At 37.6% G+C, this 25663-nt stretch carries 21 protein-coding genes and 1 tRNA gene; 11 read left to right on the top strand and 11 right to left on the bottom strand.

What is annotated here, in order from left to right; all coding sequences use genetic code 11:
- Nucleotides 1-283 precede the first annotated feature (283 nt).
- The gene (locus LC115_02465; protein MCZ2355544.1) at nucleotides 284-5338 is read left to right on the top strand and encodes a T9SS type A sorting domain-containing protein; all 5055 of its coding nucleotides are present in this window, start codon (nucleotides 284-286) and stop codon (nucleotides 5336-5338) included.
- Nucleotides 5339-5470: 132 nt separating this feature from the next.
- A complete protein-coding gene (locus LC115_02460; protein MCZ2355543.1) occupies nucleotides 5471-5902 on the top strand; it encodes a hypothetical protein in 432 nt (143 codons plus the stop codon).
- A 53-nt stretch (nucleotides 5903-5955) separates the two neighbouring features.
- Here LC115_02460 and LC115_02455 read toward each other — a convergent pair whose 3' ends face one another.
- The 9 genes from LC115_02455 to LC115_02415 form a co-directional block, all read right to left on the bottom strand.
- Entirely contained in the window at nucleotides 5956-7437 is a 1482-nt protein-coding gene (locus LC115_02455; protein MCZ2355542.1) for an OmpA family protein, read from the bottom strand.
- On the bottom strand, nucleotides 7434-8255 hold the full coding sequence (locus LC115_02450) for a tetratricopeptide repeat protein (GenBank protein MCZ2355541.1): 822 nt from the start codon (nucleotides 8253-8255) through the stop codon (nucleotides 7434-7436). Before LC115_02450 ends, LC115_02455 begins: the two co-directional genes overlap by 4 nt.
- A gap of 98 nt (nucleotides 8256-8353) precedes the next feature.
- On the bottom strand, nucleotides 8354-10474 hold the full coding sequence (rnr, locus tag LC115_02445; protein MCZ2355540.1) for a ribonuclease R: 2121 nt from the start codon (nucleotides 10472-10474) through the stop codon (nucleotides 8354-8356).
- A gap of 121 nt (nucleotides 10475-10595) precedes the next feature.
- A complete protein-coding gene (locus tag LC115_02440; GenBank protein ID MCZ2355539.1) occupies nucleotides 10596-11444 on the bottom strand; it encodes a hypothetical protein in 849 nt (282 codons plus the stop codon).
- A gap of 47 nt (nucleotides 11445-11491) precedes the next feature.
- Nucleotides 11492-12037, bottom strand: coding sequence for a PH domain-containing protein (locus LC115_02435; GenBank protein MCZ2355538.1), 546 nt, complete (start codon nucleotides 12035-12037; stop codon nucleotides 11492-11494).
- Nucleotides 12038-12058: 21 nt separating this feature from the next.
- A complete protein-coding gene (gene nuoB / locus LC115_02430) occupies nucleotides 12059-12541 on the bottom strand; it encodes an NADH-quinone oxidoreductase subunit NuoB (GenBank protein ID MCZ2355537.1) in 483 nt (160 codons plus the stop codon).
- A gap of 53 nt (nucleotides 12542-12594) precedes the next feature.
- Nucleotides 12595-12951: an NADH-quinone oxidoreductase subunit A gene (ndhC, locus tag LC115_02425; protein ID MCZ2355536.1), complete on the bottom strand. Its 357-nt coding sequence runs from the start codon at nucleotides 12949-12951 to the stop codon at nucleotides 12595-12597.
- Nucleotides 12952-12969: 18 nt separating this feature from the next.
- Nucleotides 12970-13611 (bottom strand): 16S rRNA (guanine(527)-N(7))-methyltransferase RsmG, encoded by a 642-nt coding sequence (gene rsmG / locus LC115_02420; protein ID MCZ2355535.1) that lies wholly within the window; start codon nucleotides 13609-13611, stop codon nucleotides 12970-12972.
- Nucleotides 13612-13651: 40 nt separating this feature from the next.
- Nucleotides 13652-13725, bottom strand: a tRNA-Asp gene (locus LC115_02415).
- A 316-nt stretch (nucleotides 13726-14041) separates the two neighbouring features.
- Here LC115_02415 and LC115_02410 point away from each other — a divergent pair.
- The 3 genes from LC115_02410 (at nucleotide 14042) to LC115_02400 (ending at nucleotide 16371) form a co-directional block, all read left to right on the top strand.
- Complete coding sequence (locus tag LC115_02410) at nucleotides 14042-14797, top strand: DUF2249 domain-containing protein (GenBank protein ID MCZ2355534.1); 756 nt, start codon at nucleotides 14042-14044, stop codon at nucleotides 14795-14797.
- Between the two features lie 151 nt (nucleotides 14798-14948).
- The gene (locus LC115_02405; protein ID MCZ2355533.1) at nucleotides 14949-15905 is read left to right on the top strand and encodes a hypothetical protein; all 957 of its coding nucleotides are present in this window, start codon (nucleotides 14949-14951) and stop codon (nucleotides 15903-15905) included.
- 64 nt (nucleotides 15906-15969) lie between these two features.
- Nucleotides 15970-16371: a helix-turn-helix transcriptional regulator gene (locus LC115_02400; protein ID MCZ2355532.1), complete on the top strand. Its 402-nt coding sequence runs from the start codon at nucleotides 15970-15972 to the stop codon at nucleotides 16369-16371.
- A 159-nt stretch (nucleotides 16372-16530) separates the two neighbouring features.
- Here the strand turns inward: LC115_02400 and LC115_02395 are convergent, their stop codons facing one another.
- Complete coding sequence (locus LC115_02395) at nucleotides 16531-18306, bottom strand: alkaline phosphatase D family protein (protein MCZ2355531.1); 1776 nt, start codon at nucleotides 18304-18306, stop codon at nucleotides 16531-16533.
- Nucleotides 18307-18530: 224 nt separating this feature from the next.
- Here LC115_02395 and LC115_02390 point away from each other — a divergent pair, with 224 nt between their 5' ends.
- The 6 genes from LC115_02390 (at nucleotide 18531) to mnmA (ending at nucleotide 25042) form a co-directional block, all read left to right on the top strand.
- Nucleotides 18531-19028, top strand: a complete 498-nt coding sequence (locus LC115_02390) for a nuclear transport factor 2 family protein (protein ID MCZ2355530.1) — start codon at nucleotides 18531-18533, stop codon at nucleotides 19026-19028.
- Between the two features lie 225 nt (nucleotides 19029-19253).
- The gene (locus LC115_02385) at nucleotides 19254-20147 is read left to right on the top strand and encodes a M23 family metallopeptidase (protein ID MCZ2355529.1); all 894 of its coding nucleotides are present in this window, start codon (nucleotides 19254-19256) and stop codon (nucleotides 20145-20147) included.
- A gap of 31 nt (nucleotides 20148-20178) precedes the next feature.
- Nucleotides 20179-21948 (top strand): apolipoprotein N-acyltransferase, encoded by a 1770-nt coding sequence (gene lnt, locus LC115_02380; protein ID MCZ2355528.1) that lies wholly within the window; start codon nucleotides 20179-20181, stop codon nucleotides 21946-21948.
- A 52-nt stretch (nucleotides 21949-22000) separates the two neighbouring features.
- Complete coding sequence (locus LC115_02375) at nucleotides 22001-23014, top strand: adenosine deaminase (GenBank protein MCZ2355527.1); 1014 nt, start codon at nucleotides 22001-22003, stop codon at nucleotides 23012-23014.
- Nucleotides 23015-23213: 199 nt separating this feature from the next.
- The gene (locus tag LC115_02370) at nucleotides 23214-23912 is read left to right on the top strand and encodes a 2-phosphosulfolactate phosphatase (protein MCZ2355526.1); all 699 of its coding nucleotides are present in this window, start codon (nucleotides 23214-23216) and stop codon (nucleotides 23910-23912) included.
- A 17-nt stretch (nucleotides 23913-23929) separates the two neighbouring features.
- A complete protein-coding gene (gene mnmA, locus LC115_02365) occupies nucleotides 23930-25042 on the top strand; it encodes a tRNA 2-thiouridine(34) synthase MnmA (GenBank protein MCZ2355525.1) in 1113 nt (370 codons plus the stop codon).
- A 168-nt stretch (nucleotides 25043-25210) separates the two neighbouring features.
- On the opposite strand, the gene LC115_02360 is transcribed toward mnmA, so the two are convergent.
- Nucleotides 25211-25663, bottom strand: coding sequence for a MarR family transcriptional regulator (locus LC115_02360; GenBank protein ID MCZ2355524.1), 453 nt, complete (start codon nucleotides 25661-25663; stop codon nucleotides 25211-25213).

The raw sequence follows: 25663 nt of genomic DNA, 5'->3' as shown, positions 1-25663 counted from the left end.
TAACAGAAAGAGGCTCTCCGAAAAGGAGAGCCTCTTTCTGTTATTTGTATTACCATAAGGATAGTTGTTATCGTAAAAATACTTACAAAAATATATTTTTGATAAAAAACAAAAATATTTATTTAAAAAATTAGATACTATACGGTTGAAAAAATGTACCTAAAATAATAGTTATTAACATTTTTTTAAATTATTGCTATTTTTGAAAGCGATATGAAACTAATAACCTAAGAATGACGTATTATTACACAATTTACTCTCAGCATATTTTGGGATTTACTCTATGAAAAACGTTTTACAGTTATTTTTAATAATTTTTACATTCTATATCTTTCCGTTCAACGGTTTTTCGCAAATAATTTGGAATGGCAGTGTTTCCACCGATTGGGGAGATCCATTAAATTGGACACCTAATCAGATACCTACATTAATAGATAACGTTAATATCAATACGGCGTTATTACCGAACTATCCGGTTATCAATTCAGGAACCTATCGGTGTAGAACGCTATCTATGACTAACGCGGTTATGTTTACGATGAACGGTGGTACCTTAGAGGTCTATGGCAATTGGTCAAAAGCCAATGCTTCGGTTTTTACGGCAAATGGGGGTACTGTTGAGTTCAAATCAACAAATAGTAAACAAATTATAGCCGGACGTAATACTTTTCAAAATATTACGATAAACAATACCGCACTTTCTCCGGCTGATTCTGTGTATATCCAAGCGGTTACCGTAGTAACGGGCAATGTAACATTAGTTTCCGGCTTGTTTTGCTTAGGCTCAGGAACAGGCTCTAACCCATTAGAAGTTGATGGTAACTGGGTTAGTAATGGCGGAAAATTTCAACCTAACTTTGGAGCAGTTACTTTTGACGGCGGAATAGACAAAACAATAGGAGGTTCTAGCTCGCTTGGCCTAACATTTTATGATGTTAATATTTCTAAAAGTAGCGGAGCGCAAGCCATTACGATTACTGACCCAGTTACAATCAATAATTCATTAGAGATACAAAAAGGAGAGTTAGTCATTAATCCAAGTGTTGGTATAGACCTAATTGTTAAAGTAGATTTACGTATAGTAGGAGATGCTGCGTTATTTCTGAATAACACAGCTGGAGTCAGAAATGTTGAAATCCAAATCGGACGTAACTTAATTGATTTCAATACATTACCTCCAAGTAGAAATGTATCTGCTAACACTGCTAATGGAATTAACTACACAGATAGAAAGGCACTTTTTACGTTCAATGGTTCAGACCCAGCTGTTAATCAGGTTATTCGTGGCTACAGTCCTGTTACGGCTTACAATGCTGGAAACAGTTTGTTGAGAGGCTGTGTTCTTCCTTCTGTAATTGTCAATACTGCCTCAGTTTTATACTTAGAAAATGACGGTTGCCGTATTTTAGATTCTTGTGTGGTCTCTTCCGGAACTTTTCGCCTAAATGGGCGTACCCTAATTTTCGGAAATGCCTTAGCCAGCCCGAATGCCGGAACGTTTAATGTACACGCTGCCGGTGTATTAGATTGCGACGGAGGTTCTTCCCTGCTATTTTCATCAGTGGATGTTCCCGGTCCAATATTACAAACCACAGGAAACGGTGGAAGAATAAATTTTGTCGGAACTTCTAATCAGGCACTTGTACGGATTCAACGAGATGCTTTATCTGGAAACTATTTTAGAGTAGAAATTAACGATGGGGGATTTCTATCCGCCAGATATTACGTGATAAATCTAATTCATCAGTCCGGTTTAATTATGAAGTCCGGCTCTACTTTGGATAATGCCCCCAATAATCTAAGTGACGGCACTTTTAATGAAACAAACGCCGGTGCAAGTATTACATATCTAACACTTAATAATGACATTCCCGGAGGAACAACTATCGAGAATGTAAATTTTAATTATTCTGCAATCGTTAAGAACTGTTCTAGGCCTGCGGCTGCCGTTGGCGTTGTTACTTTTCGTAATTGTTATGGGGTTCGTTCCGGCCCAGGTTACGAAACCGATCCGGCAGATCCAACCCCGGGTGGCGGCCTCCCAGATACAGATGGGAAAATTCAATGGAATAATACAGGGGCAACCCAAACATGGACAGGTGCTGTTAGCACAAATTGGTATGTTGCCGGTAACTGGTTATCAGGGATAGTTCCGGTAGCAGGAGATAATATCGTAATACCAACAGCAGCATCCACCAGATACCCTGTTTTGGAAGCCGATGTAACGGTTTTCAATCTCTCTATCACGGCAAACGTAGCCGCCAAGACTATTTTTGATGTGAATGCAAAGGTACTTACCGTAACCGGATCTATTAACAAATCTACTGCGTCAGGAACATTTAGCTTGCCGGCTAATTCACGTTTACGTGTAAAATATGGTTTTACATTCACGACCGCAGCGAACTTCTCTGCTGCCTCTAATTCTACCACAGAATTCTTTGGCGTTACAGCTTGGGATAATGCCTACACTTTTGGAAATGTAGAAATGGCAGGAAATATCTTTATTAGCAACGCAGGAGATAATTGCAATGTAGTAGATTTTACCTTAACAAATGGAAATATAGTATTTGTGAACCAACAAAGAAACCTGAATGTTAGGGGAAATTGGACAAACAACGGTGGGTACTTTACTCCAGTGGGTAGCCGAATTACTTTTGCGAGTAATACAACCAGCACAAAAACAATTTTATCGCGTGGTCAGGTGTTCAGTACGATTTCTTTTGACCCGGTAGCAAGCGGAAGCTGTGTTTATCAACTATCCGATGATATGTATGCAACTAGCCCCGGTACCGGAACAGGTGCTTTAGGAACATCAATTTTACTAACCGGTGCAAGTGGGCAAACTGTTACCTTAGAATTAAATCAATACACTTTGTATGTCAATAACTTAAATATAAGCAGTGGCGTAGCTGGTTCTGCAACCTTAACGTTAAACCAAGGCTCTATACTCTCTATAAATTCTGGCTTTACAATCAGGACAACTGGTACAGGCGCAGCAGTAATTTTTGATGGCCTTCCAGATAAACGTTGCTTAGTTACCAGACAAGGAAATGGTACTTACACCTTTGACTTATCAGCAGGTGCTCCAACTGTTAGCGCTATCTATACAGACTTTGAGTATATGAATGGTAGCGGTATAAATGTTTCAGGTGCTTCCGCAATTGATGCAACTAAAAATTTTAGCTATTGCTCATTTAGTAACTTTACCCAAACATCCGGCCAACTTTTAAACCTTCCTAATCTAACCGTTGGTCCTATCCAAGAAGTTTTATTTTATTATTCAGGAAATCCATCTGTAGGCACACACTTTAATGTCTATAGAGCATCTGGTGCTTTAATATCAACATTTAATAACGCTAAAGGAAACCTTTCAGGGCCAAAATACGAGAAAGATCCTGTCGGAACAACTACGCCCGGAGTTATTTCGTGGTCTGATAATTATATTTACTGGGGCAATTTTACTACTGGAAATTGGAATGATGCGCCCAGTAAATGGCGTAACTTAGGTGGATCTGTTGTACCTATCCCTACAAATATAGATAACGTATTGCTCGACCATACTCATTGTGCCGGCACTTATACAATAACTGTTGATGCCGCAAGTAATTGCAACAACCTAACAATGCGCTCAGGAGCTACAAATGCGATTCAGTTGAATACTACCAATCAGCAATTAACAATAAAAGGAAACTTTGAAATGGAATCTTCATTAGATACACTCATTTCCAATGGTATTATTGACATTTGGGGTAATTGGCTAATGAACAAAGGGATATTTCTACCGCAAACCGGCAGCAACGTTCGTTTCGTGGGAAATTCCAACTCAATAGCGAGTGGTGCTACAAACGCTTTCTATAATATAACGATTAACAACGGATCTAACACTACCCGTTTGTTAGATGACATTCGAATTGATAAAGATATATCACTTACCAGCGGAAATTTTGATGTGGGCACAGGTAATTATGGCGTTTATATGCGCGGCGGCCATTGGGTGGGCACTAATGGCTTGTTTACACCCAGAAATGGAACAGTTTATTTTACCGGAATAGTTGGGCAAAATATCAATAATGCAAATGCACAAAAATTCAATAACTTAGAAATGAATAAAGGAGCAGGTAATATTAATTTATTCCACGACATTTATATTAACAGCACACTAAACTTTACAACCAATAACCGTGCACGGATAAACTGTTCCGGTAAACGGGTTAGAATGATGGCTGCTGCAAGTGCTGTTGGAGTAAACAAAAAAGGAACTAACGGCTATGTGAATGGTCAAATGAGTTTTATCTTTAACTCCTCTGCTGCTATCATCACTAAATTTTATACAATCGGTAAAGATGGTGTGTATTTGCCATTTGAATTATCTATGCGCTTAGGCGACGATATTAATACAGAGATTGTTGGCGAGCAATTTAACGCTGCACCTCCTAGCAGAACTACACCTACCCTTCCCGAAGAAGTACCCTTTATCTCCAATGCTCACTACTTTACAATTTCAAAAATTCAACCAACAACCATCAGCTATGCCAAAGTAATCATTCAATATAACGAAGACGATGCTACCTCACTTAGTTTGCTTTCAGAAACTACATTACGATTGTTGAAAGAAAGTGCAGACGGTCTTAATTGGGATAATCTTACCCCGGCAGGGCCAGGAGGTTATGGCAATACTTCTACCGGATTTTTGATTTCTACGGTTAATTGGACTACATTTAGCGACTTTGTCGTAGGTTCTACCGGAGACCCACTACCGGTTCAATACCTAAAATTTAATGCTAACTATAATCCCAAAGAAAAACAGGCAGATTTAGACTGGATTACTGCTCATGAAGTTAATAATGCAGGATTTAGCATACAACGTTCTGATAATGATATGTTAAACTTCCATACAATAGCTACTTTTGAAAACTATCCAGAACTTGTAGGAAAAGGAAGTTCGCTCGAAAATAACTATGAATTTATTGATAAGTCCACACTAACACCCGGAAAAACATACTACTATCGTTTAACACAACACGATTTTAATGGAGCAACCAAAGAATCCGAAGTTAAATCTATCGTAGTCCCTATTGATGATAAACTATTTGCACGAGTTTACCCAAATCCTTTTAATGAGTGTTTTTATACGGAGTTCCAACTTACAGAAGCTGCTGATATTCAGTTTGAGATTTTTGATTATACCGGAAAAATTACCGAAAACCTGATTAATAAATCTTTACCCAGTGGTTATTATAATATCCAACATTCAGTAACCCACTTATCTAATGGAATTTATTTCTATAAGTTAGCCATAAACGGAAAAGTTTATTCAGGAAAAATAATCAAGAATTAGGAATAAATAAGTTATCAAATTATTGAGCATTAGCCCTGTTGCAACAGGGCTAATGTATTTTTTGGGTTTTACAGAACTTTGCAGAAGATAGAGTTATCTTTCTATAAATATCCTTAACTTAGAGCGTTTTTTATGACAGAGTTACTGTTTTTCATAATAGCTATGCTTGCAAGTAGTGTAAAGTTTATGCTCGGTGTGGCTATGTGTATCACAAAAGGGGTAAGTTTCTGGGAGCAAGTAACTTGCACTTTAATAGGGGGGATTTTAGGAATCGTTATCTTTACTTATTTTGGTTCTGCTATTCGCAAAAAATTTCAAAAAAATAAGAATCAAAAGCAGCCTACTCAAAAGCAATGGGCTCTTGTTTTATGGGAAAAATACGGTTTAATCGGGACGGCTTTTTTAACTCCGCCAATTATTAGTCCTCCTTTTGGAACAGCTTTAGCCTTGGCTTTCAATACTCCGAAATCCAAAATCATCATAACTATGTCATTAAGTATGCTTTTTTGGTCTTTTGTTTGCGCCTTTGCAGGAACTAAAATCGTTCATTTTTTTTCACTCTAAAATAGTGAATGATTTAGATATGATATAAATCGAGTTATTTTTTGATAGCTAATTTACTGCTGCTCAGAGAGTATGATTTCTACGCGCCGATTTTTGGAACGTCCTTCCGGGGTTTGGTTGCTTGCTATGGGTTTGGTCTTTCCATAACCTTTAAATTGTAGGCGACTTTCTGCAATACCTTTACTTACAAGATATTCAACAACGGCTTGTGCACGTTTTTCAGAAAGAATTGTATTGAACTTTTCATCCCCTTGGTCGTCAGTATGCCCGGCAACCAAAACTTGGGTTCTTGGTTTTTCTCCTAACAGCCAAACGAGTTTATCTAACTCCGGAAAAGACTCGGGCGTTAATATTGCTTCACTACTTTGAAAATGAATATTTTTTAGCTGGATTGGCTCTTCTTCTTTTAAGCGTTTTAAATAAAAAGTATGGCTAATTTTTTCATCAGACGTTGTATCGGTAGGAATAATAGTAGTGTCAGAAAAGTAATAATTTGATTTTGAGGCAATTATGTAGTATGTGGTTTTTTGCTTATACTTGGGAATCTCTAATTTATAGCTTCCTTCAACTTCACGTGCTACATTCGTTTTGGTTTCTATAATCACGCTATCATGAGGTTGAGCTAAGACAATAATTTTTGAGTTTACAATGGGTTTTTGGGTAGAAGCATCAAGCACTCTTCCGCGAAGCGATATATTTCCGGGTCTTCCGGGTACCGGAATAGGCTTTACAATACGTATATCTTCGCTGGGAATTGACAGCAAATCTGGTCTATCAACCGAAACAATACCGCCTAAGTTACCTCCGGGAACCGAAACCGTACTAAAAAAATCAAAATTATCGGTATTCTGAACCTCTATTAAGTTATAATCATCTAATATTATCCGGCTACAAGTTGGGCGTTTGGCTAATGCAATATCGGAGATGTCCAAAAAAGAACCTACGGATAAATACTGATAAGGAAGCTGTGGTGTAAATATAACTTGCACTTTTTGCCACTGAGTTGTTTCAAGTGGGTGCATCATATACCAATGTGGTTTTGACGGAAGCAGATAATTTGTGTCCGGCTCAACGTCTTTAACCGTAAATAGAAATCCAAGTTCAGGAAAAACATCTTGACAATTAGCTGTATTATCCAGCATTACCCAGAATGAAAATTGGTATCTCTTTCCGGGAATGAGTGCTTTTGATAACTTTGTTTGCAAATAACTACGTTCAGCAGACTGCCAGTTAAACTCAATAGAAGCCATTCCGTAGCCAGAATGTGGCTGAACCTTATTCTCTCTTGAATATTTATGCTGATGCAAAAATGAAGGAGACCTTAAAAAAGGGGATTTTTTAGAGGCATTTACATCCCAATTCTGGATATAGCCATAAAAATTATTCTCTTCTTCTGGTAGATTAAGGTAGCGTTCAAATGATCCGTTCGGAATTAGAGCCGAATCAGGTGCTGTATTTTTATATGCTGGCTGTGAAAAAACAAATTGACATAACGATAATAAGCTGAATATCAGCCTAATAAACCGAATTATCATTTTGGTTTATTGTTATTGACGGGAGTTGAGGGGCGTAGCATATCGTCTAAATTTCCTTTGGGCAGGATAAATTCCGGCTCAATTTTAAGAGCTTGCTCAAAAGAGATACGCGCTTCTGCATAATTTTTTTGCTCACGCAAAATAACCCCGCGAAGATTTAAGGCCGCTGCTCTTACCGAAACCCGCTGGCGATATTGTTCTGAAATAGTGATATTTACCTTTACGGAATCATGGGCATTCTGAAGAATTGTATTAATAGACTGTGAACATTCCCCAATTCGCTTGAGAACATATTGTAAAACAGCTACTTGATACAAATGTGCCACAGATTTTGTTTTACCATAAAGATTTTCATAGGCTGCCAATGCAGACTTTGTATCGCCGATATATTGCTCGCAAACGGCTACCATTTCTAACAAATGAACATTATTTTGATCTGTTTGAAGTAGCTGTTTAGCAACCGAAATACATTGAACATAGCGATTTGAATAAAAATATAGATTAGCCAACGTGTCTAATAACCCGGAAGCACTGGGATAGCGTACAATCAAGCGATATAAACTATTGATAGCTACTTCGTAATCATTATTTTTCAGTGCAAAACTGTAAATCATTAAATCTACATCAACAGTATCCTTTGAGAGACTGGAGTTGGGATTTGGGTTAGGATTGCCTGAGGGTGGGATGGTCGTTGGAGCAGGTGAACCGGTTCCGGTAGAGTTCTTAGGTGGGTCTTGTTTGTTTTTTTGAGAATAGCTACTTAAACAAAATAACATAGCAAAAACAAATACTCCAAAAGTTCGTAAATAAATACTCATATTGTAGAAAACTATGGCGCAATATTACGATTTTCTGCTTAATTAGAAAGAAAAAAGGAAACTTATCTGAATACTTTACGCTTTTAAATACAACATTTTTACGCCAAAATAAAATCTAATTGACGTTTAATAACATCTGCTTTTACAACTTTTATTCGGATAGCATCTCCGAGTTTAAACATTTTTCGGGATTTTCTACCAATTAAGCAAAGTTTATCCGGCTTAAATTCAAAATAGTCATAGGCAATATCTTTTAGGCGTACTATTCCTTCACAATATTGGTCTTTCAGTTCCACAAAAATCCCGAATTCTGTAATACCGGATATAAATCCCTTAAAAGTTCTGCCGATAAACTGAGACATATATTCTATCTGTTTATATTTTACAGAGGCGCGCTCTGCATCTGCGGCTTTCTTTTCCATTTCGGAACAGTGCTGGCATTGGTCTTTGAGTGTTTGTGATGAACCTATCTCGGTTATCGGTTGGCTCAAATATTGTGTTAGTAACCGATGGGCTAAAATATCCGGATAGCGTCTTATTGGGGATGTAAAATGGGTGTAGTAACGAAATGCAAGTCCGTAATGACCAATGTTTTCGGTAGAATAAACAGCTTTTGCCATAGCTCGTATCATTACTTGGGTAATGGCCGACTGTTCCGGCTTTCCTTCGATGGAATCAACTAACTGATTTAACTTTCCTGAGACTTGTTTTTCGTCATCAAAGTTCAGTTTGTATCCAAAGTGAGTAGCAAAGCCGGCAAGCTGCTGTAGTTTGGTTGTGTCCGGAGAATCATGAACCCGATACACAAATGGCAATGGCGGCTTTCGTCTTTTTTGAGCTACATAACTTGCCACTAATTTGTTAGCTAATAACATAAATTCCTCTATTAACTTATGGGAATCTACCCGTATTTTCTTGATTATTTCAACAGGATGAAAGTTGTCATCTAAGCGAAAGCGTATCTCTTCGCTTTCAAAATTAATACTTCCTTGTTCAAAGCGAGTTTTTCGTAGTTTTTTGGCTAATAAATTTAATTGATTTAATTCTGTGTAAAATTCCCCGCTTTGGGCATCCAAAATAGCCTGAACTTCTTCATAGGTAAATCTTTTATCAGAATGAATAATTGTTTTACCAAACCATTGCTGCACTACTTGTGCTTTTTCATTTAACTCAACTACAACTGAATACGTTAATTTATCTTCATTTGGGCGTAAGCTGCAAAGTTCGTTGCTTAATTTCTCGGGTAGCATTGGTAAGGTTCTATCTACCAAATAGACGGAGGTAGCTCGGTAGGCAGCATCTCTATCAAGGGCGCTTCCCTGTAATACATAGTGGGTAACGTCTGCTATATGAATCCCGATTTCGGTATTACCATTGGGTAAAATCTTGAATGATAAAGCATCGTCAAAGTCTTTGGCATCAACAGGGTCAATGGTAAAAGTTGTAGTTTGGCGAAAATCTTTTCTATTAAGTATTTCTTTTTCAGTTATTTGTGCTGGTATATTTGCGGATTCCTGAATAGCTTCCGGCGAAAATTCTGTTTGGAATCCAAATTCTAATATGATTGTATGAATTTCTGCTTGGTGGGAACCCGCAGCGCCTAAAACATGGATTATTTCAGCCTCCGGCATTATATCATACCAATTGGTGAGTCTTACCAAAGCTCTTTCTCCATTTTTTACATACTGTGTAGATTTATCGTTAATTTTAAAGGTTACATGAATTTTGGGGTCATTCGGGTCAAAAAAAAGATTTCTTCCTTTGGTGAAAACAGTGCCTACAAATTCAGTTTTGTTCCGGTGAAGCACCGTTTGCACCCGCCCTTTGTATGAGCCACTTTTCTTGCTATATGTTTCTACCCGCACTAAATCCCCAAATAACGCTTTTCCGGTATCGTCAGGAAATATTTGGATTTTGATACCTTCCTGAGGAGTTACAAATGCGTAGCCGTCTCTGTTAAATTCGATAATGCCTTCATAAAACTCATGTTCATATCGAAACTGAAACCTACTAAACTGAACCTCTTGTACTTTATTTTGGCTAACTAAGGTTCGTAAAGTATCCAATATAACTTGGCTATCTACCAGTCCTCGTAGATTTAGTTTAGAAAGTAACTGCTTGGGATTAAATGCTTTGCCTGAGTTTTGTTCCAAATAAGAAGATACCAACTGAGGTAAATCTACCGGAAATTTTAGTGAATGTTTTTTTTTCTTGGACATACGTCCCGAAGCTTAATGATGAACTACTGATGCGTGATAGCACCTAAATTTGATTGCGAGTTTAACCAAAAAGATGATTCTAAAAACCTAAATCTATCTTAATAGTAAAATAACGTGCTACTTATTGGGCGGTGTAGCTACGAATAGTTTGGAGAAATTCAACATCCTTTGCGCGTCCGTATGGTTGGTTGGTATCAGAAAATACAGGTGTTGGGAAAATTGTACTTATTTGAATACCAGATATTTTGGTAGAATCAGGCCAAAAGCGCAGTAAGTTTTTAAAGGGAATTGTAGCATGGGTTTCCAATAGGTTTGGCCGAACTATGTATATCGGTTTTTTTAGTTGGTCTGATAACGCAGCAATTTTGGGATGATGATTCCTGGCGTATTTTTTATAATTTCCATCTTCCGGTGAGTTAAAGAGAATCCCGATTTCATCACACAGTTGCCAAGGAATATTGGCATAAATCCTTTCCGGAAGGCTTGCGATAAGAAACTTACCCTGTATTTGGTTTTTTCGTAACTGCTTGATTAAAAACTCCCAAGCTATTTCTTGGTGAACAGAATAAATGTCATTCCCTAAAATAATTCTTTCCGGAGGTTTCGGTAATAAAGTTATTATTTTGGTAATCCAACGTTGATATGAACTGAAAAAAGGAAGTAAATCTTGCTGCTGGGCTAACCAGACTTCGGTATCTCCTTCAAAACGAAAACACAATGTATAAGATCCGTAAATCTGTAAATAGCTCTGAGCTGCCCGAATAAAAGACTGAATTAACACAGAATCCTGCAAAACTAATCCTTTTTCAACATTAACTTTAATCGGTAAGCAAAGTGTAATTTCCTTAAAATTAAATTCTTGCAGTTTTTTTTGATCTTGTAGAATTGATTTTTCCGGATAGTCATATTCCCATTCAATTACGGGTATTATGGCTATTTTGGGGCGTTCTAATGGAGGAGAGCACGTCATTAAAACCAAACTTATCCAGATCAAAAGCAATAATCTTTGCTCAAATGTCATTTTGATGGGTTCACTTTTTCTGTTAGCTGATTTAAAAAGTCAGGATGTACTAAATTAACAGCTATTTTTTTTCCGTTTTTCAGTTGGATAAATATAATTGGTTTTAATGCACTTAAATATGCCCAAAAACGTCCTTCTGTTCTGGAATACATTAGTCCATAATAGCCAAAAAGCCCTCCAACGCCCAATAAGCGGATAAAACTGGTTATTCCTCCCCACTTCTCCATGGGGGTAATTTTATTCATCTCTTTGTATGGAAATGACAGTGTACCAATTGGGCGCGATATTAGTAGTTGAGTATCTGTAAGTTCATAAGAAAGCGGGGCATATAAATAGCAAGGCAATAGTAATAACAGCAGCAGCAAAGAATTTAAAGCTAATAAAAACGGTAAATTTTCTTCGTCTATTTCAAACGAGTGATTAAAAAAAGTAACCATAACGATATAAACGAGCATTAAAGTTATAATTACAACAATAAAAGCAGCACTTATAACTTTTGCAGTCGTATCTAAGGTCAAGATATATTTTTGACCGTTTTTCATTACTATAGCATGAATAGTAGCTTATTCTTGGGCGATAGAGTGTTCTTTGCGGACTTTTTCCTGCAATGTGATTAAGGCGTGCAGAACTGTTTCTGGGCGTGGCGGGCATCCTGGGATATACACATCAACCGGCAGGAAGGTGTCTATTCCTTGAACTACGCCATAAACGCGGTGCATTCCGCCAGTAGAGGCGCAAGCTCCCATAGCAATGCACCATTTGGGGTCAGGCATCTGATCCCAAATCCGTTTTACCGCATGAGCCATCTTATATGAACACCAGCCGGCAACTATCATAACGTCTGCTTGACGGGGAGAAAAACTAAAACGCTCACTCCCAAAACGTGCCACATCAAATTTAGGACCCGCAAATGCCATCATCTCGATAGCACAACAAGCTAAACCCATAGGCATCGGCCAAAGTGAATTAGTCCGTCCCCAATTAACCAATGCATCCATAGTAGAAAGTATGAACCCATTCGCCGCTAATGCCTTCTCAATTCCCATTTCGCATCAATAATAAAATAATCTTTAACAAAAATTGAACTCAATAATAGTACTCAATCCCAACGAAGCCCGTGTTTCTTGATAACGTAAATATAACCCACAAAGAGTATTGCCACAAACACCAGCATCTCCACAAACGCAAAAAGACCTAATTGCTTGTATTGTACTGCCCAAGGATACATAAACACAACTTCTATATCAAACAAAATGAAGAGCATTGCCACTAAATAAAACTTAATCGCAAACCTATCTCTGGCTGTACCAACCGGATCCATACCACTTTCGTAGGGCATATCTTTAATTTTATCCGGTCGTTTTGGCCCTAATAAAACAGATAAGGCTACTAACGCTCCCGATAGCACTAAAGCAAGCCCCAATAAAATAAAAATCGGTATATATTCTTGTATCATATCGCTTCGGGGCCAAAATTAGATATAGGTTGGAATATAAACAAGTAATTTTGTTTCAAAAAAAATCTGTGGATATAATTGGTTTAAAGGGAATATTTTAGCAGCTATTTTTTTAGGGCTAACAATATCAGGCCCTCTAAGATACCAAATTCCGGCTCCGGAAACCTTTTTGTCGGATCTCCGAGCTATACAATGCTTCACATCCGCATAAAAAAGATTCAAATCAGTAACAGCTCGACCTACCACGTAGTCATATTTAAGATTATGATTTTCAATACGTTCTTGTATTGTGGTAACGTTATCTAACTTAAGAGATGCAGCTATTTTGGTTAAAGTATTGATTTTTTTACCTATTGAATCTAACAAAGTAAAATGAACATTTGGGTTCATGATAGCTAAAGGTATTCCCGGGAATCCGCCACCGGTACCAACGTCAATGGCGGTTGTACCATCTTCAAAAGTCGCAAAATGATGAATAGCCAGCGAATGAAACAAATGCCTTTCCCATAAATGAGAAATATCATTTCGAGAAATCAAGTTGATTTGACTATTCCAAAAGATTATTTCTTGGGCAAATTGAACCAATAATTCTTGCTGATAATCAGAAATAGCTGGAAAGTAGCGGATTAAATCTATTTCAGAAAGGCTTAGAGTATTCATAGAAATAACCACAAAAAAAGCCTTCTAAGAAGAAGGCTTGCGGTCCGGACGGGACTCGAACCCGTGATCTCCGCCGTGACAGGGCGGCATCCTAACCAACTGAACGACCAGACCGTTTTCGAGTTGCAAAGATACTCCAAAATTTATCCCAACCAACTAAAAAATACAAAAAAATAATAAAATTCATATAATCTACTTAAAATCAATATAAAAAATTTTTCTTAAATAATGATAAACAAAAATCCAAATACCCCCAAATCACACTTTCCCAGAAGTTAATTTACATAACTAACTGATTCATAATTCGTTTTATACTTAATTCAATTATTTAAAAATAAACTTAGACTAAATAAAAGTTTCTCTTTGCTTTTAATCCTTATCCTAAATACTTTTGTGAAAAATATAACCAATAACTACAAAAACAATAACTATGGAAGGAGTATTAAATAAGAATGGAGAATTTGACGTTAGAGTTTTAATTCCCATTAAAAGACACGAATTATTGCTCAAAATGTTTACCGAACTACCTGTCAATGATAGCTTTGTGTTTATCAATGACCATGACCCGATTCCACTGTATTATGAATTTTGCTCAATTCATGGCAATGTGGTAGGCTGGAAATACCTAAACAAAGATAATAGAGAATGGAAAGTTCAAGTAACTCGTGAAAGTGAATCCCAAAAACGAGATATGAGTGAAGTTTCCACATTATTAGATTTGAGAAAAATTGACAAAAAAGAATGGAAACAAGTTGTTTTTCATCGCTACAGTATGATGCTTAAAGAAGATAAAATGGCATTAATAGCGGATACCGAACCAACAGAAATCCATGCAATTTTTGATGAAAAATTCAAAAACAAACACACTTGGGAATACAAAAAAGAAGTCCCAGGAGAATTTATCATCCATATCACCAAAAAAGGCGATAGCGGGCTGGGAGACGATGGCTATGCTGTCGTTAAATCTTTTGACATCCGCCCCTACTCCCCAGCAGATAGACATGAAATGTTTTATCAAGCATTTGACGAAATTAAAGCCGGAGAAGCCTTTGAGTTTATCAATGACCATGACCCCAAACCGCTTTATTATCAAATGAAAGCCGAGAGTAAAGAACCTTTTCGGTGGGAATACTTAGCAGAAGGCCCTGATGACTGGAAAGTTAGGGTAATTAAAGTAAAAGAATAACATAGATTTGGGCAGTAAATCTATTACTGTAAAAATAGGGGAGGATTCTCATGATTTTGGTATTTTTTAACCCAAAAATGGGTTGAAAGATACCAAAAAAGAGTTGTATCGTATTTTTTTTTTTTTTTCTTTGTGGAATAAATTCAACACAATGAAAAGAATTCAATTAATCATGCTCATGAGCGCTTTCCTTTTTGTAATTTCTTGTAAAAAGGATAAAGATCAACCCCCCAGCAATAACAATAACCCGTTAGTTGCTGATTTTGTGATGGCTACGACAAGCGGTATTGCTACCGCATATTTAGGGCTTACAAACACCTCAACGGGTGCAACCAGCTACCTCTGGACTTTGAATTTTGAAAATAGTGCTTATGATCCTTCTACCCCTTACTCAGCTACTACTAAGGATGCCGGGTTTTATGTTCAATGGCCAAGTAATCCGGGAGCGGCAAATTTACCGGAACTAAAAGTAAATGTAAAATTAACAGTATCTAATGGAACGGACACCCGTTATGTGAGTAAATCATTTACCCTCAAAAATCCCGGCCCGTTAGGCCCGTTAGTTGCTGATTTTTGGATGAATACAACAAGCGGTATTGCTCCCCTAGCTTTAACGCTTACAAACAGCTCAACGGGTGCAACCAGCTACAATTGGACTTTAAATTTTGAAAATAGTGCTTATGATCCTTTTACCCCTTACTCAGCTACTACTAAGGATGCCGGGTTTAATGTTCAATGGCCAAGTAATTCGGGAGCGGCAAATTTACCGGAACTAAAAGTAAATGTAAAATTAGCAGTATCTAATGGAACGGACACCCGTTATGCGAATAAATCATTTACCCTCAAAAATCCCCAAGATTGTGCCAGAAACGCTACAGCAAAAACTACTGTAACTATCACTTCGAGTAATCCTTATCGGTTTTATGTGAATGGTGTGCTGCAAGGAACCATTAGCGGAAATAGTTCAAAATCTTTTGTGCACCCAGCCGGAGTTAATAATAGCTTAAAAGTAGAGCAAGTAAGTGGTTATGTAGCTTATCCCACTGTGGCTACAGATGTCCAAACCCAGAATGCTTGCTCTGAGTGGAGTTGGAAGCCTGTACTTTAATTTTTGAGGAAATTATCCGAACAAAATACACACCTATTTTCCAACCAATAATGAATTAGTTTGTGTGAAATTGGGTGCTAAGTTACATCAATGTAGGGAAGATACACGAATGAGTCAGGCAGAGTTTGCCGACTTCATTGGTGTATCTTCTTCTACTTATGGGCGTTTAGAGCGAAATGAAGTAAGCATAGACCTTGAACTTCTGTTAAAAATCGTTCAAAAGTTAAATCTCTCTTTGGCAGATTTTTTACCTGAAGATTTTCTCAATAACAACTTATCTTCCCATAAAAAAAAGGTAGAAATTCGTGTAGAGCATATTTCTATTTGTAATTATTATGGAGTAGATGAAACGCTATCTGAAATTCAGCAAAAACTTGAAAAGATGCAGGCAGAAAACGAACTGCTTAGAAGTAAGTTAGCCGAATTAGAAGGAAAAAATCCCAATACAGATTCAAAGTCTGAATAAAAAGACTTAAATTTCATAGAAAATAAGCCTAATTTCATATAAGTCTAATTTAATAAACACAAGAGGCTGCCCGAAAAAGACAGCCTCTTATGTTTATTAAAAATAGAATGTCGGAGTTCCGAAAGAAAGAGATGATTTTGATTGATATATGCCGGTAATTTACTGCTTGATAAAGCTACGGGCAAACAGTTTGTTAGCTTGGTTTAACTCAACGAGGTATAAGCCGGGCGGCAAATCAGCTATCGAAATATCATAATCACTCTTAGTGGGTTCCAGATAAATGGTTCTTACTCGCTGGCCTACTACTGAAGAAATGATAATTTCTCCGCCTTTGGAAGTGTTTGCCCTACTTTGCTCTCCTAATGAGATGCGGATGCTGTTCGTTGCCGGATTCGGAAATATAGCTAATTGTTCATTCAGCTTTTGATTTTCGATTTGAGAAACTTGGCATAAAACGCCACCGGGGCAAACGGTCATTTTGGCAAAAGTTACGCCTTGGTCATCTATCAGCGAAAGTCTTAGTGAATCATCTCCAAAGACTTCTACTTTTCCGTAGGCATCATTAAAATTACTATTCCCGATTCCCTGCCCGCCGGCGTTCCAGATATTTAAGTCAGTTCGTAAAATTGTACCGAGTGTGCTAAACATAGCCGGCTCTCGAAGGTTAGTTTGATGTAAGTTACCGGCCATCATCTCGATTAAGCCGGCATTTCGGCCATCGTCCATAGCCGAAGAATGGGCATCACTGGACAAGAAAACGACATTCTGAATGTTGTTTTGAGTAATAAATGCCAATATAGAATCCTGTTCTTGGGGAAAACCTGACCATTTTTCGATGTATTCTGAAAGTAAGGATTTAGCCGAGCCGACCCCCGGAATTCCGATTATTTGCGCCGTTGTGTTTCCAGATAAAGCATCTATCAAACGGCGGTAACCTTTGTTGAATGGAACTTGACCTACGATAAATTTCCATGTTGCAGTGGAAGTTCTTAGGGCATTTTTCAGCCAATTAAGTTGAATATCACCTAACATAGTGCGCCCGGGAGGGGGTGAAAAAGTAAATGTGCTGCTTGATTGGTTTAAGGCATCTAAGTTAGGGCTTCTGGATGAACGGTTGTCTATCACAAATAACTCAATATTTCCATAGCGAAAGCTGTGGTATATTCCCTGTGAGGTATCTGGCAGCGGATAATGGGGAAAAAATCGGGTGTAGGCATCAATAACGTTTCTGCGGGTGCCCGAAGGATAAGCAACTTCTACGTATGGCCCTTGATAGTATGAAGATGAGTTTTTACTGGAATTATCGTTTACAAAGTCATGGTCATCATAAACATAATCTACGGGAACTTTTTCCCGCATTTCGGCCATATCCGGCCCTGAGTAGCGGGCTCGATAGGCTGCTACCACCCGATTAAAGTCTGCTGCATAGAAATCGTTGTTATTGGGCATATTATCCGTAGAATCTGGATATCCCCAATCTCCGGATTGAACAAAAAAGCGTGGATTCGCTTTTATGACCTGCTGAAAAATAGGTTCAGGTCCAGCCGGAGCGTTTTGGCAAGAACCATAAGCAAAAGTAAAATGGCCGGATGTACCCGGTGCCGGAAACGTCCAAAATGATTGAACTTTACCCACAAATGTCCCGTTAATTTTTATTCGATAAAAATATTGGGTATTTGGAGAAAGCCCCGTAACGGATAAAATACCGGAAGAGTCGTCAGCAGCTATGGTAGCTCCATTGACGGTAATCGGATTTGAGAAAGCTGCCGAATCTGTTGAAAGAAGCAACACTACCGGAGTAGCTTGACTTGTGCGCACATAAAACCTTGCCTGATTTTCCGTAACTGCCCCCACAAAAGGTGCTTGCCGCAAAACCTGACCCAAACAACTTGCTACAAACAAAGCAAATATAACTGATGATAATACTTTTTTCATATAAATTTCTATGGCAAATGTAACACTTTTTTACCTAAAAATATTACTATATCAGCTATTTTTTTATAAAAAAATAGCTGATAACCAGATAATTAAAGTAATAAAAGATTTCTACTTAGAATATCTATCCGTTTATGTATTTTTATGGATGAAAAGGCTGCTCTTCTATATTACGCTTTTTGTAGTATAATTGAAGCTGCTAAATAAATTGCATATCTTTGTTTATGAGAACTTTAAAATTACTGTACCGGACTCTTGCTATGCAAACGCTATTTGTGTCTATTTCATCTAAGAACTTACTGACTACTATGTTGTGGGGAATATTAATATGTCAATTTCAAAACCTAAATGCCCAAGATAAAAATTCACAAGAAATAAGGCAAGTTCTTGAAAAACAGCAAACTGATTGGAATAAAGGGCGAATAGAAGAGTTTATGCAAGGTTACTGGCATTCAGATAAATTGGTATTTGTAGGAAAATCCGGCCTAACTTGGGGCTGGGAGCCGGTACTGAATAATTATCAGAAAAACTATGATTCACCCGAAAAACGGGGTACTTTAAATTTTGAGATATATCAAATAAAACCACTAAATCCGAATAATGCTTATGTGATTGGAAAGTGGAAAATAGAACGAAAAAATGAAATAATTCAGGGGCACTTCCTGCTGATTTTTCAAAAAATCAAAAAACAATGGAAAATTATTGCAGACCATACGAGCTAAGTAGTATTCAGTAATAAGCTAACAGAAACATCTATTTTATACCTAAGAATATTTTCATAAATTCATAACTTTGGTAGAAATACGTATGCTTAATTTGTTGAGAGATAAATTGTTGTGAAGAAAAAAGAAATTATAATTACTAAAAAAACGCTCGATAATTAAAAATAAGTTATAACTTCGCGCCTTGAAATATTAATTAGGGAATGTAAAAACCACCTTGAACTAATGCGGACAAAAAAAGGAAAATTCGTACTTAATCCAGAAACATTTCAATATAGAGCAGCTCGTTATGATGCTAAATTATTGAAGCACAGGATTTTGATAGTTTCATTACTTTCTATTGTAATAGCTGGTTTCGGCCTCTATTTTATAGAGCAGAAGTTAGGAGATTTACAGATTATTTATCTGGAATGGGCTTGGCAGCAAAAGGTAGCTAAAAATGACCAGCTACTTGCAAAGTACAAAGAATTAGAAAAGAGATTGGGTACAATACATGATAATGACAATGGATATTATCGTTCGCTCTTAAGTTTAACCCCCTTAGATGCTGATGTGTGGGAAGGAGGTACTGGGGGGTCTGCAAAGTACACCAAACTGTTACCGGAAGTTCGCCCAATTGCTATTTTGAGCGATAAGTTACTGTATAGAACAAAGTTGCAGCATAATAGTTTTTCGACTATCGAAAAATTAGCTCCAGAGAAGTCAAATGAACTAAGCCATATACCCGCCATAAAACCGCTAAATACCAGAACTTCCAGTGGATTTGGCTACCGAAATGACCCGTTTTTTGGGGCAGGTTTCTTTCATACCGGTATAGACTTTGACTCCCATATTGGTGACAAAATCTATGCTACCGGAGACGGTAAAGTTATCACCTCAGGCATTACAGAAACCGGATACGGAATTCAGGTGGAAATAAATCATGGCTATGGTTTTGTAACGAAATATGCCCACATGAGTAAGAGTTTAGTAAAAGTAGGCCAGGCGATAAGTCGCGGGCAGCTAATTGGCTTGGTTGGAAGCACCGGATGGTCCACCGGCCCGCACCTACATTATGAAGTAATCAAAAATGGTGTAAAAATAAATCCCGAAGATTATTACTACTCGAAACAACGCTAAAAATCATAGCTCCTCCAATTGATTATCACTTGTGCTGTTCGTTGCAGAAAAGCATCCATTTAGATTAGCCGCTTTTGCCGGCGTTCTATTAGCATTCAGTTTTCCCCCTATACCTTTAGCTTTTGTAGCTTTGGGGGCCTTAGTTCCGTTGGTATGGTTGTTGATAAATATTCAAGAACAACCTACTGAGCCTGTGTGGATTTCGTATTTACGTGCAGGTAGGCAGACGGTTTGGAACATCATTATTTTTACGTGGTTACGAAAAAAAGCAACGATAGCTCCCAAGACGGTGAAGTCATTTTCGGCTCTAAGCCAGCTATTTTTTTATAGCTACACAAGTTTTTTTATTTGGAACTTACTTTGTTGCTATTGGTTGATTCTCACGGCATTAAGCGCACCTGATTTAACAGAGGCTATTATTAGTGCTTTAGCTGGTTTAGCGGCAGTAGTGCTAAATCCATTAGTGATGACTATTCCAATCTTGGTTTGGGGATTTTTGAGGAAATTTATAACTAATCAGCTACTTTCTTTGTGGTTATTGCTGCCGCTTTGGCTGACTTTTGAGTATTTACACTTTCGTTGGGATTTAACATGGCCGTGGCTAACGCTTGGAAATGCCTTTGCGCCCTTTCCTTATTATGTTCAGTATTACGAATTTACGGGAGTTTTGGGGGGCTCTGCCTTGATATGGATAAGCAATTTACTGATTGTTCAGTTTATGGTATTTTTTGATACCTACTCTTCTCGGAAGATTTTCATCCGCGCTACTATTCTACTAACGCTGTGGCTAATCCCCTTTATTTCAAATTTTTGGATTTTAAATGAAAATAGAGATGTTTTTAAGTCGAACGGATATTTGAATGTTCGAGTTATTCAACCCAATATTGACCCTTACCAGAAGTTTCAAGTACTAACTCCCGAACAACAGATAGCGAGGTTATGCTCATTAACAACGCTTCACAGTCTATCTGATATTGATTTGGTGGTTTGGCCGGAAACTGCAATACCCGAAGGAATATTGCGAGACCAGTTTGCTACTATACCACTATTAGCACCTGTCCGAAAAATTATCGAAGAGAATCCGCATATTTCTTTGGCCACAGGATTGGTTGAGTATCATATTTTTCGCCCTAAAGGCACTCCGCCGGCAAGTGCCCGACCGTATTCTAATGATTTATTTTTTGAACTTTATAATTCGGTAGCGATTATGAATGGACGAGGAGATGAATTTACGTATCAAAAGGCAAAATTGGTGCCGCTTATCGAAAGAATGCCATTTTTAGAATCCCTGAATTTTTTGAAAAAGTTTCATATTGACTTAGGAGGCAATTTTGGAAATTGCGGTTATCCGGATTCTTTATTCTGTTTGAAAACTTTTACGGGAGTTCCGGTAGCGTTTTGGATTTGTTATGAATCTGTTTTTGGAGACCATACCCGAAAATTTGCCCAGAAAGGAGCTCAATTAGCCTGCATTATTACCAATGACGGATGGTGGAAGCAATCTTCTGGATACATTCAGCACCGCTATCACAGCACCTTACGGTCAATCGAAATTCGCCGATGTATCGCCAGATCAGCTAATACCGGAACTTCATTATTTACTGATAATCAGGGGAATATAACCCAAATGTCTCAATATGATACTCCAGCTGTTTTGGATAATAAACTGCTTTTATATCAAGCGCAAACAGTTTATACCCAAATAGGAGATTGGATTGGAGTATTAGCATCCGGAATAACCTTATTGAGTGCTATTTCTATTTTAGGCTACCAGCTAATAAAGCCATCTAAAAAAACATAAATCAATGTAACGAATGCCAATAAAACCATTAAACTTGCAGTAGTAATTTTTTATGTCTATTCAAGATTTTATTCAGCATATTCCAAAAGCAGAATTGCATCTGCATATTGAAGGCACATTTGAGCCGGAGTTGATGTTTGAAATTGCCAAGCGAAATCAAGTTAAGCTCAACTATTCCAGCATTTCGGCATTAAAGCAGGCTTACAACTTTAGTAATCTGCAAGATTTTCTGGATATTTATTATGCCGGAGCATCTGTTTTGCTACATAAACAAGACTTTTATGATATGACTTGGGCATATTTAACCAAGATTCATACCCAAAACGTTTGTCATACAGAAATATTTTTTGATCCCCAAACGCATACCGAAAGAGGCGTTGCTTTCAAAACTGTTTTTGAGGGAATTAACGAGGCATTGCAAGACGGGCAGTCCAAGTTGGGAATTTCTTATAAGTTGATACTGTGTTTTTTACGGCATTTAGATGAGGATTCAGCTTTTGCTACCTTAGAAATGGCGTTACCTTACAGGGAATTTATTGTCGGGGTGGGTTTAGATTCTTCCGAAGTGGGAAATCCACCGGAAAAATTTGAGCGTGTATTTGCAGAAGCTCGGCAACAAGGATTTTTGACAGTAGCCCACGCCGGCGAAGAAGGCCCCGCAGAATATGTTTGGCAAGCCCTTGATTTACTGAACGTTTCGAGAATAGATCATGGAAACCGTTCTTTGGATGATGAAAAATTAGTTCAAGAACTGATTCGCAGAAAAATGCCCCTTACCGTTTGCCCGCTTTCCAATTTAAAGTTGAGGGTTGTGCCAGAAATGTCAAATCATCCTATCCGAAAAATGCTCCAGTTAGGGCTTTTGGCAACCGTAAATTCTGATGACCCCGCCTATTTTGGCGGATATGTAAACGAAAACTACCTCGCTATTGCAAATGCCCTGAACCTAACCAAACAAGAGATTACCCAGTTAGCCAAAAATTCTTTCATAGCCAGTTTTTTAGACACCGAAAGCAAGCAACGTAGAATAAAACAAGTAGAAGAATTTTTTCAAAAAAATCAGTAAGATAGCTAATCAAAACCCTTAAAAATAGTTAGTTGAATAGCTGTGGTTTAGCTCTTGGCGATGTTATCTTGGGGTAAAATTTTACAGATTATCAAGACGATTATCTAAAAATTGTCTTTTCTAAAAGATTGTTTTATTAATTTTGCTATACGAAACAGTTCTGCGTATGTTGCCCAAGGCGAAAGTTTGTTTATCCCCGATGCTACTACCTACACTTAGAACGGAAGATTCTAATGTAGTGGTTATTGATATTTTACGGGCAACTACCTGTATGTGTGCAGCGTTAGACAGCGGGGCGGAATTTATTGTGCCGGTAGAGCAGGTAGAAAGTTGCGAAGAATACCGTTCATTAGGCTACTTATGTGGAGCCGAACGGAACGGGATCCCGATACCCGGCTATGATTTTGGAAACTCACCATTTTCCTATAATTCTTCCAAAATTAAAGGGGCTAAAATTGCCATGACAACTACCAATGGCACCCAAGCTATCCATGCTGCTAAAAACTCATATCAAATTTTGATAGGGTCATTTTCAAACATGAGTATTCTCATAGAATATCTAAAAACACAGCAACGGGAAGTAATCTTTTTATGTTCCGGTTGGAAAAATCGGGTAAATTTAGAAGATACCGTATTTGCCGGAGCAATGATAACCGCCTTACAAGGGCACTATGCCCCCATTGACGATGCCGCAATGCTTTCTTTAACACTCTATAAATGCGCCGTTGCCGATAAACGTTTTTATATCAAAAATTCTTCTCACTATACGAAACTGATTTCACTAAATTTACAAGAAGACGTAAAATATTGTCTTCGTAAAGATACTCACCCCGTAATCCCTGTTTTTGACGGAGATAAACTCGTTCGCCTCCCTTTTGCTGAACCAATTCATGCCTGAATATTGTTGTCTGCTAAATGAGTAAGCATGGCCGAGTATTAGTTGCTATGAGCGGCGGAATAGATAGTTCTGTAACCGCTGTTTTGTTACATGAAGCTGGTTATGAGGTAATTGGCCTAACGATGAAAACGTGGGACTATGCCAGCAGCGGGGGAGAAAAAAAGGAAACAGGCTGTTGTAGTTTAGATTCTATCCATGACGCACGAGATATTGCCGTTAGGTTAGGATTCCCGCATTACATATTTGACATCAGAGAAGAATTTAATGAATCTGTAATTGATTACTTTGTAGCTGAATATCTTGCCGGCCGAACCCCTAATCCGTGTATTGTATGCAATACTTACATTAAGTGGAATGCTTTGCTCAAAAGAGCAGATAAATTGGGTTGTGAGTTTATTGCAACAGGGCATTATGCAAATGTGCGTACAGAAAATAATCGTCATATAATTTCAAAAGGCGTTGATAATCAAAAAGATCAATCTTATGTACTTTGGGGGTTATCTCAAGAAAGTTTGACACGTACACTTTTTCCGATGGGTAAATTTCTAAAAACAGAAATTCGCCAGATGGCTTCTCAGATGGGGTTTCAGAGCTTAGTAAATAAATCAGAATCGTATGAAATTTGTTTTATTCCGGATAATGACTACCGGGGCTTTATAGGCCGGCGCAATCCGGAAGCTATTAACCAACTTTCAGAGGGTAATTTTGTTACCACAGACGGGCGAGTTGTCGGAACTCATCAAGGATATCCGTACTATACCATTGGCCAGCGTAAAGGAATTGTGGCTATGGGGGAACCTTACTATGTAGTGCAGATTATTCCGGAATCAAATACAGTTATAATCGGAAAAGAAGCAGATTTATACAATAACTCACTGTTGGTCAAAAAGTTAAATTTGGTAAAATATCAAACTATTCCCGAAAAATTACCCGTAAATACCAAAATTCGTTATCGAGATAGGGGAAGTTATTCGATTGTTTCGCAGCAAAACGAGCAAGAAGCTCTTGTTTATTTTGCTGAACCCGTAAAATCAATTACACCCGGGCAAGCGGCAGTTTTTTATGAAGGAGATGACGTTGTGGGCGGGGGGTGGATTAGCCTAACCAAAGCCCAAATTAAAAAAGTCTAAACTTCATCTGTATATTGGATTTTAGATAGCATAAACAGATAAGACTCTTTTTGCAAAAAAAACTATAAAATATCTATTGATAATCAAATAGTTAAAAGTAAGAAAACTTCTCAATTATAATCTTTAATCTCTGTGTATCGTTTGTAGGTATAGCAATAGTTATCGCGGCTATTTGTTTCGTTCTCTGAGTTTATCCATTAACCGGTTAAATTCGATAAGTTCTTCTTCGGTAAAATGTGTAAAGAAACTATCTAAGCAACTTAATTCAGGGTCAATAGTTTCTAAGAGTTTAATACCTTTTAGTGTAATGGAAATATCAACCAAGCGTCTATCTATGTTACATTCGCTTCGAGTTATCAGTCCTCGTAGTCTTAGTTTTTCTACAACCCTGGAAACGTCAGAAACCCTGTCTAACATTCTTTCTTTGATATATTTAACGGAAACCTTAGATTCAGCACCACGTAAAATGCGTAAAATATTGTATTGCTGTCCGGTAAGATGAAAGCGTTTGAAGAATGTGGTAGAATGATAAAGATACCAATTTCCGGTGTAAATCAGGTTTATACCGATTTTTTGTCGGTTGCTTGCAAAGGAGCTATGGATTTCTTCTTCTATTTTCAC

The sequence above is a fragment of the Bacteroidia bacterium genome, from assembly GCA_026932145.1.
Lineage (GTDB): Bacteria > Bacteroidota > Bacteroidia > J057 > JAIXKT01 > JAIXKT01.
Note: the sequence above shows the minus strand (reverse complement) of the source record. Positions and strands in the feature narration are given on the sequence as shown.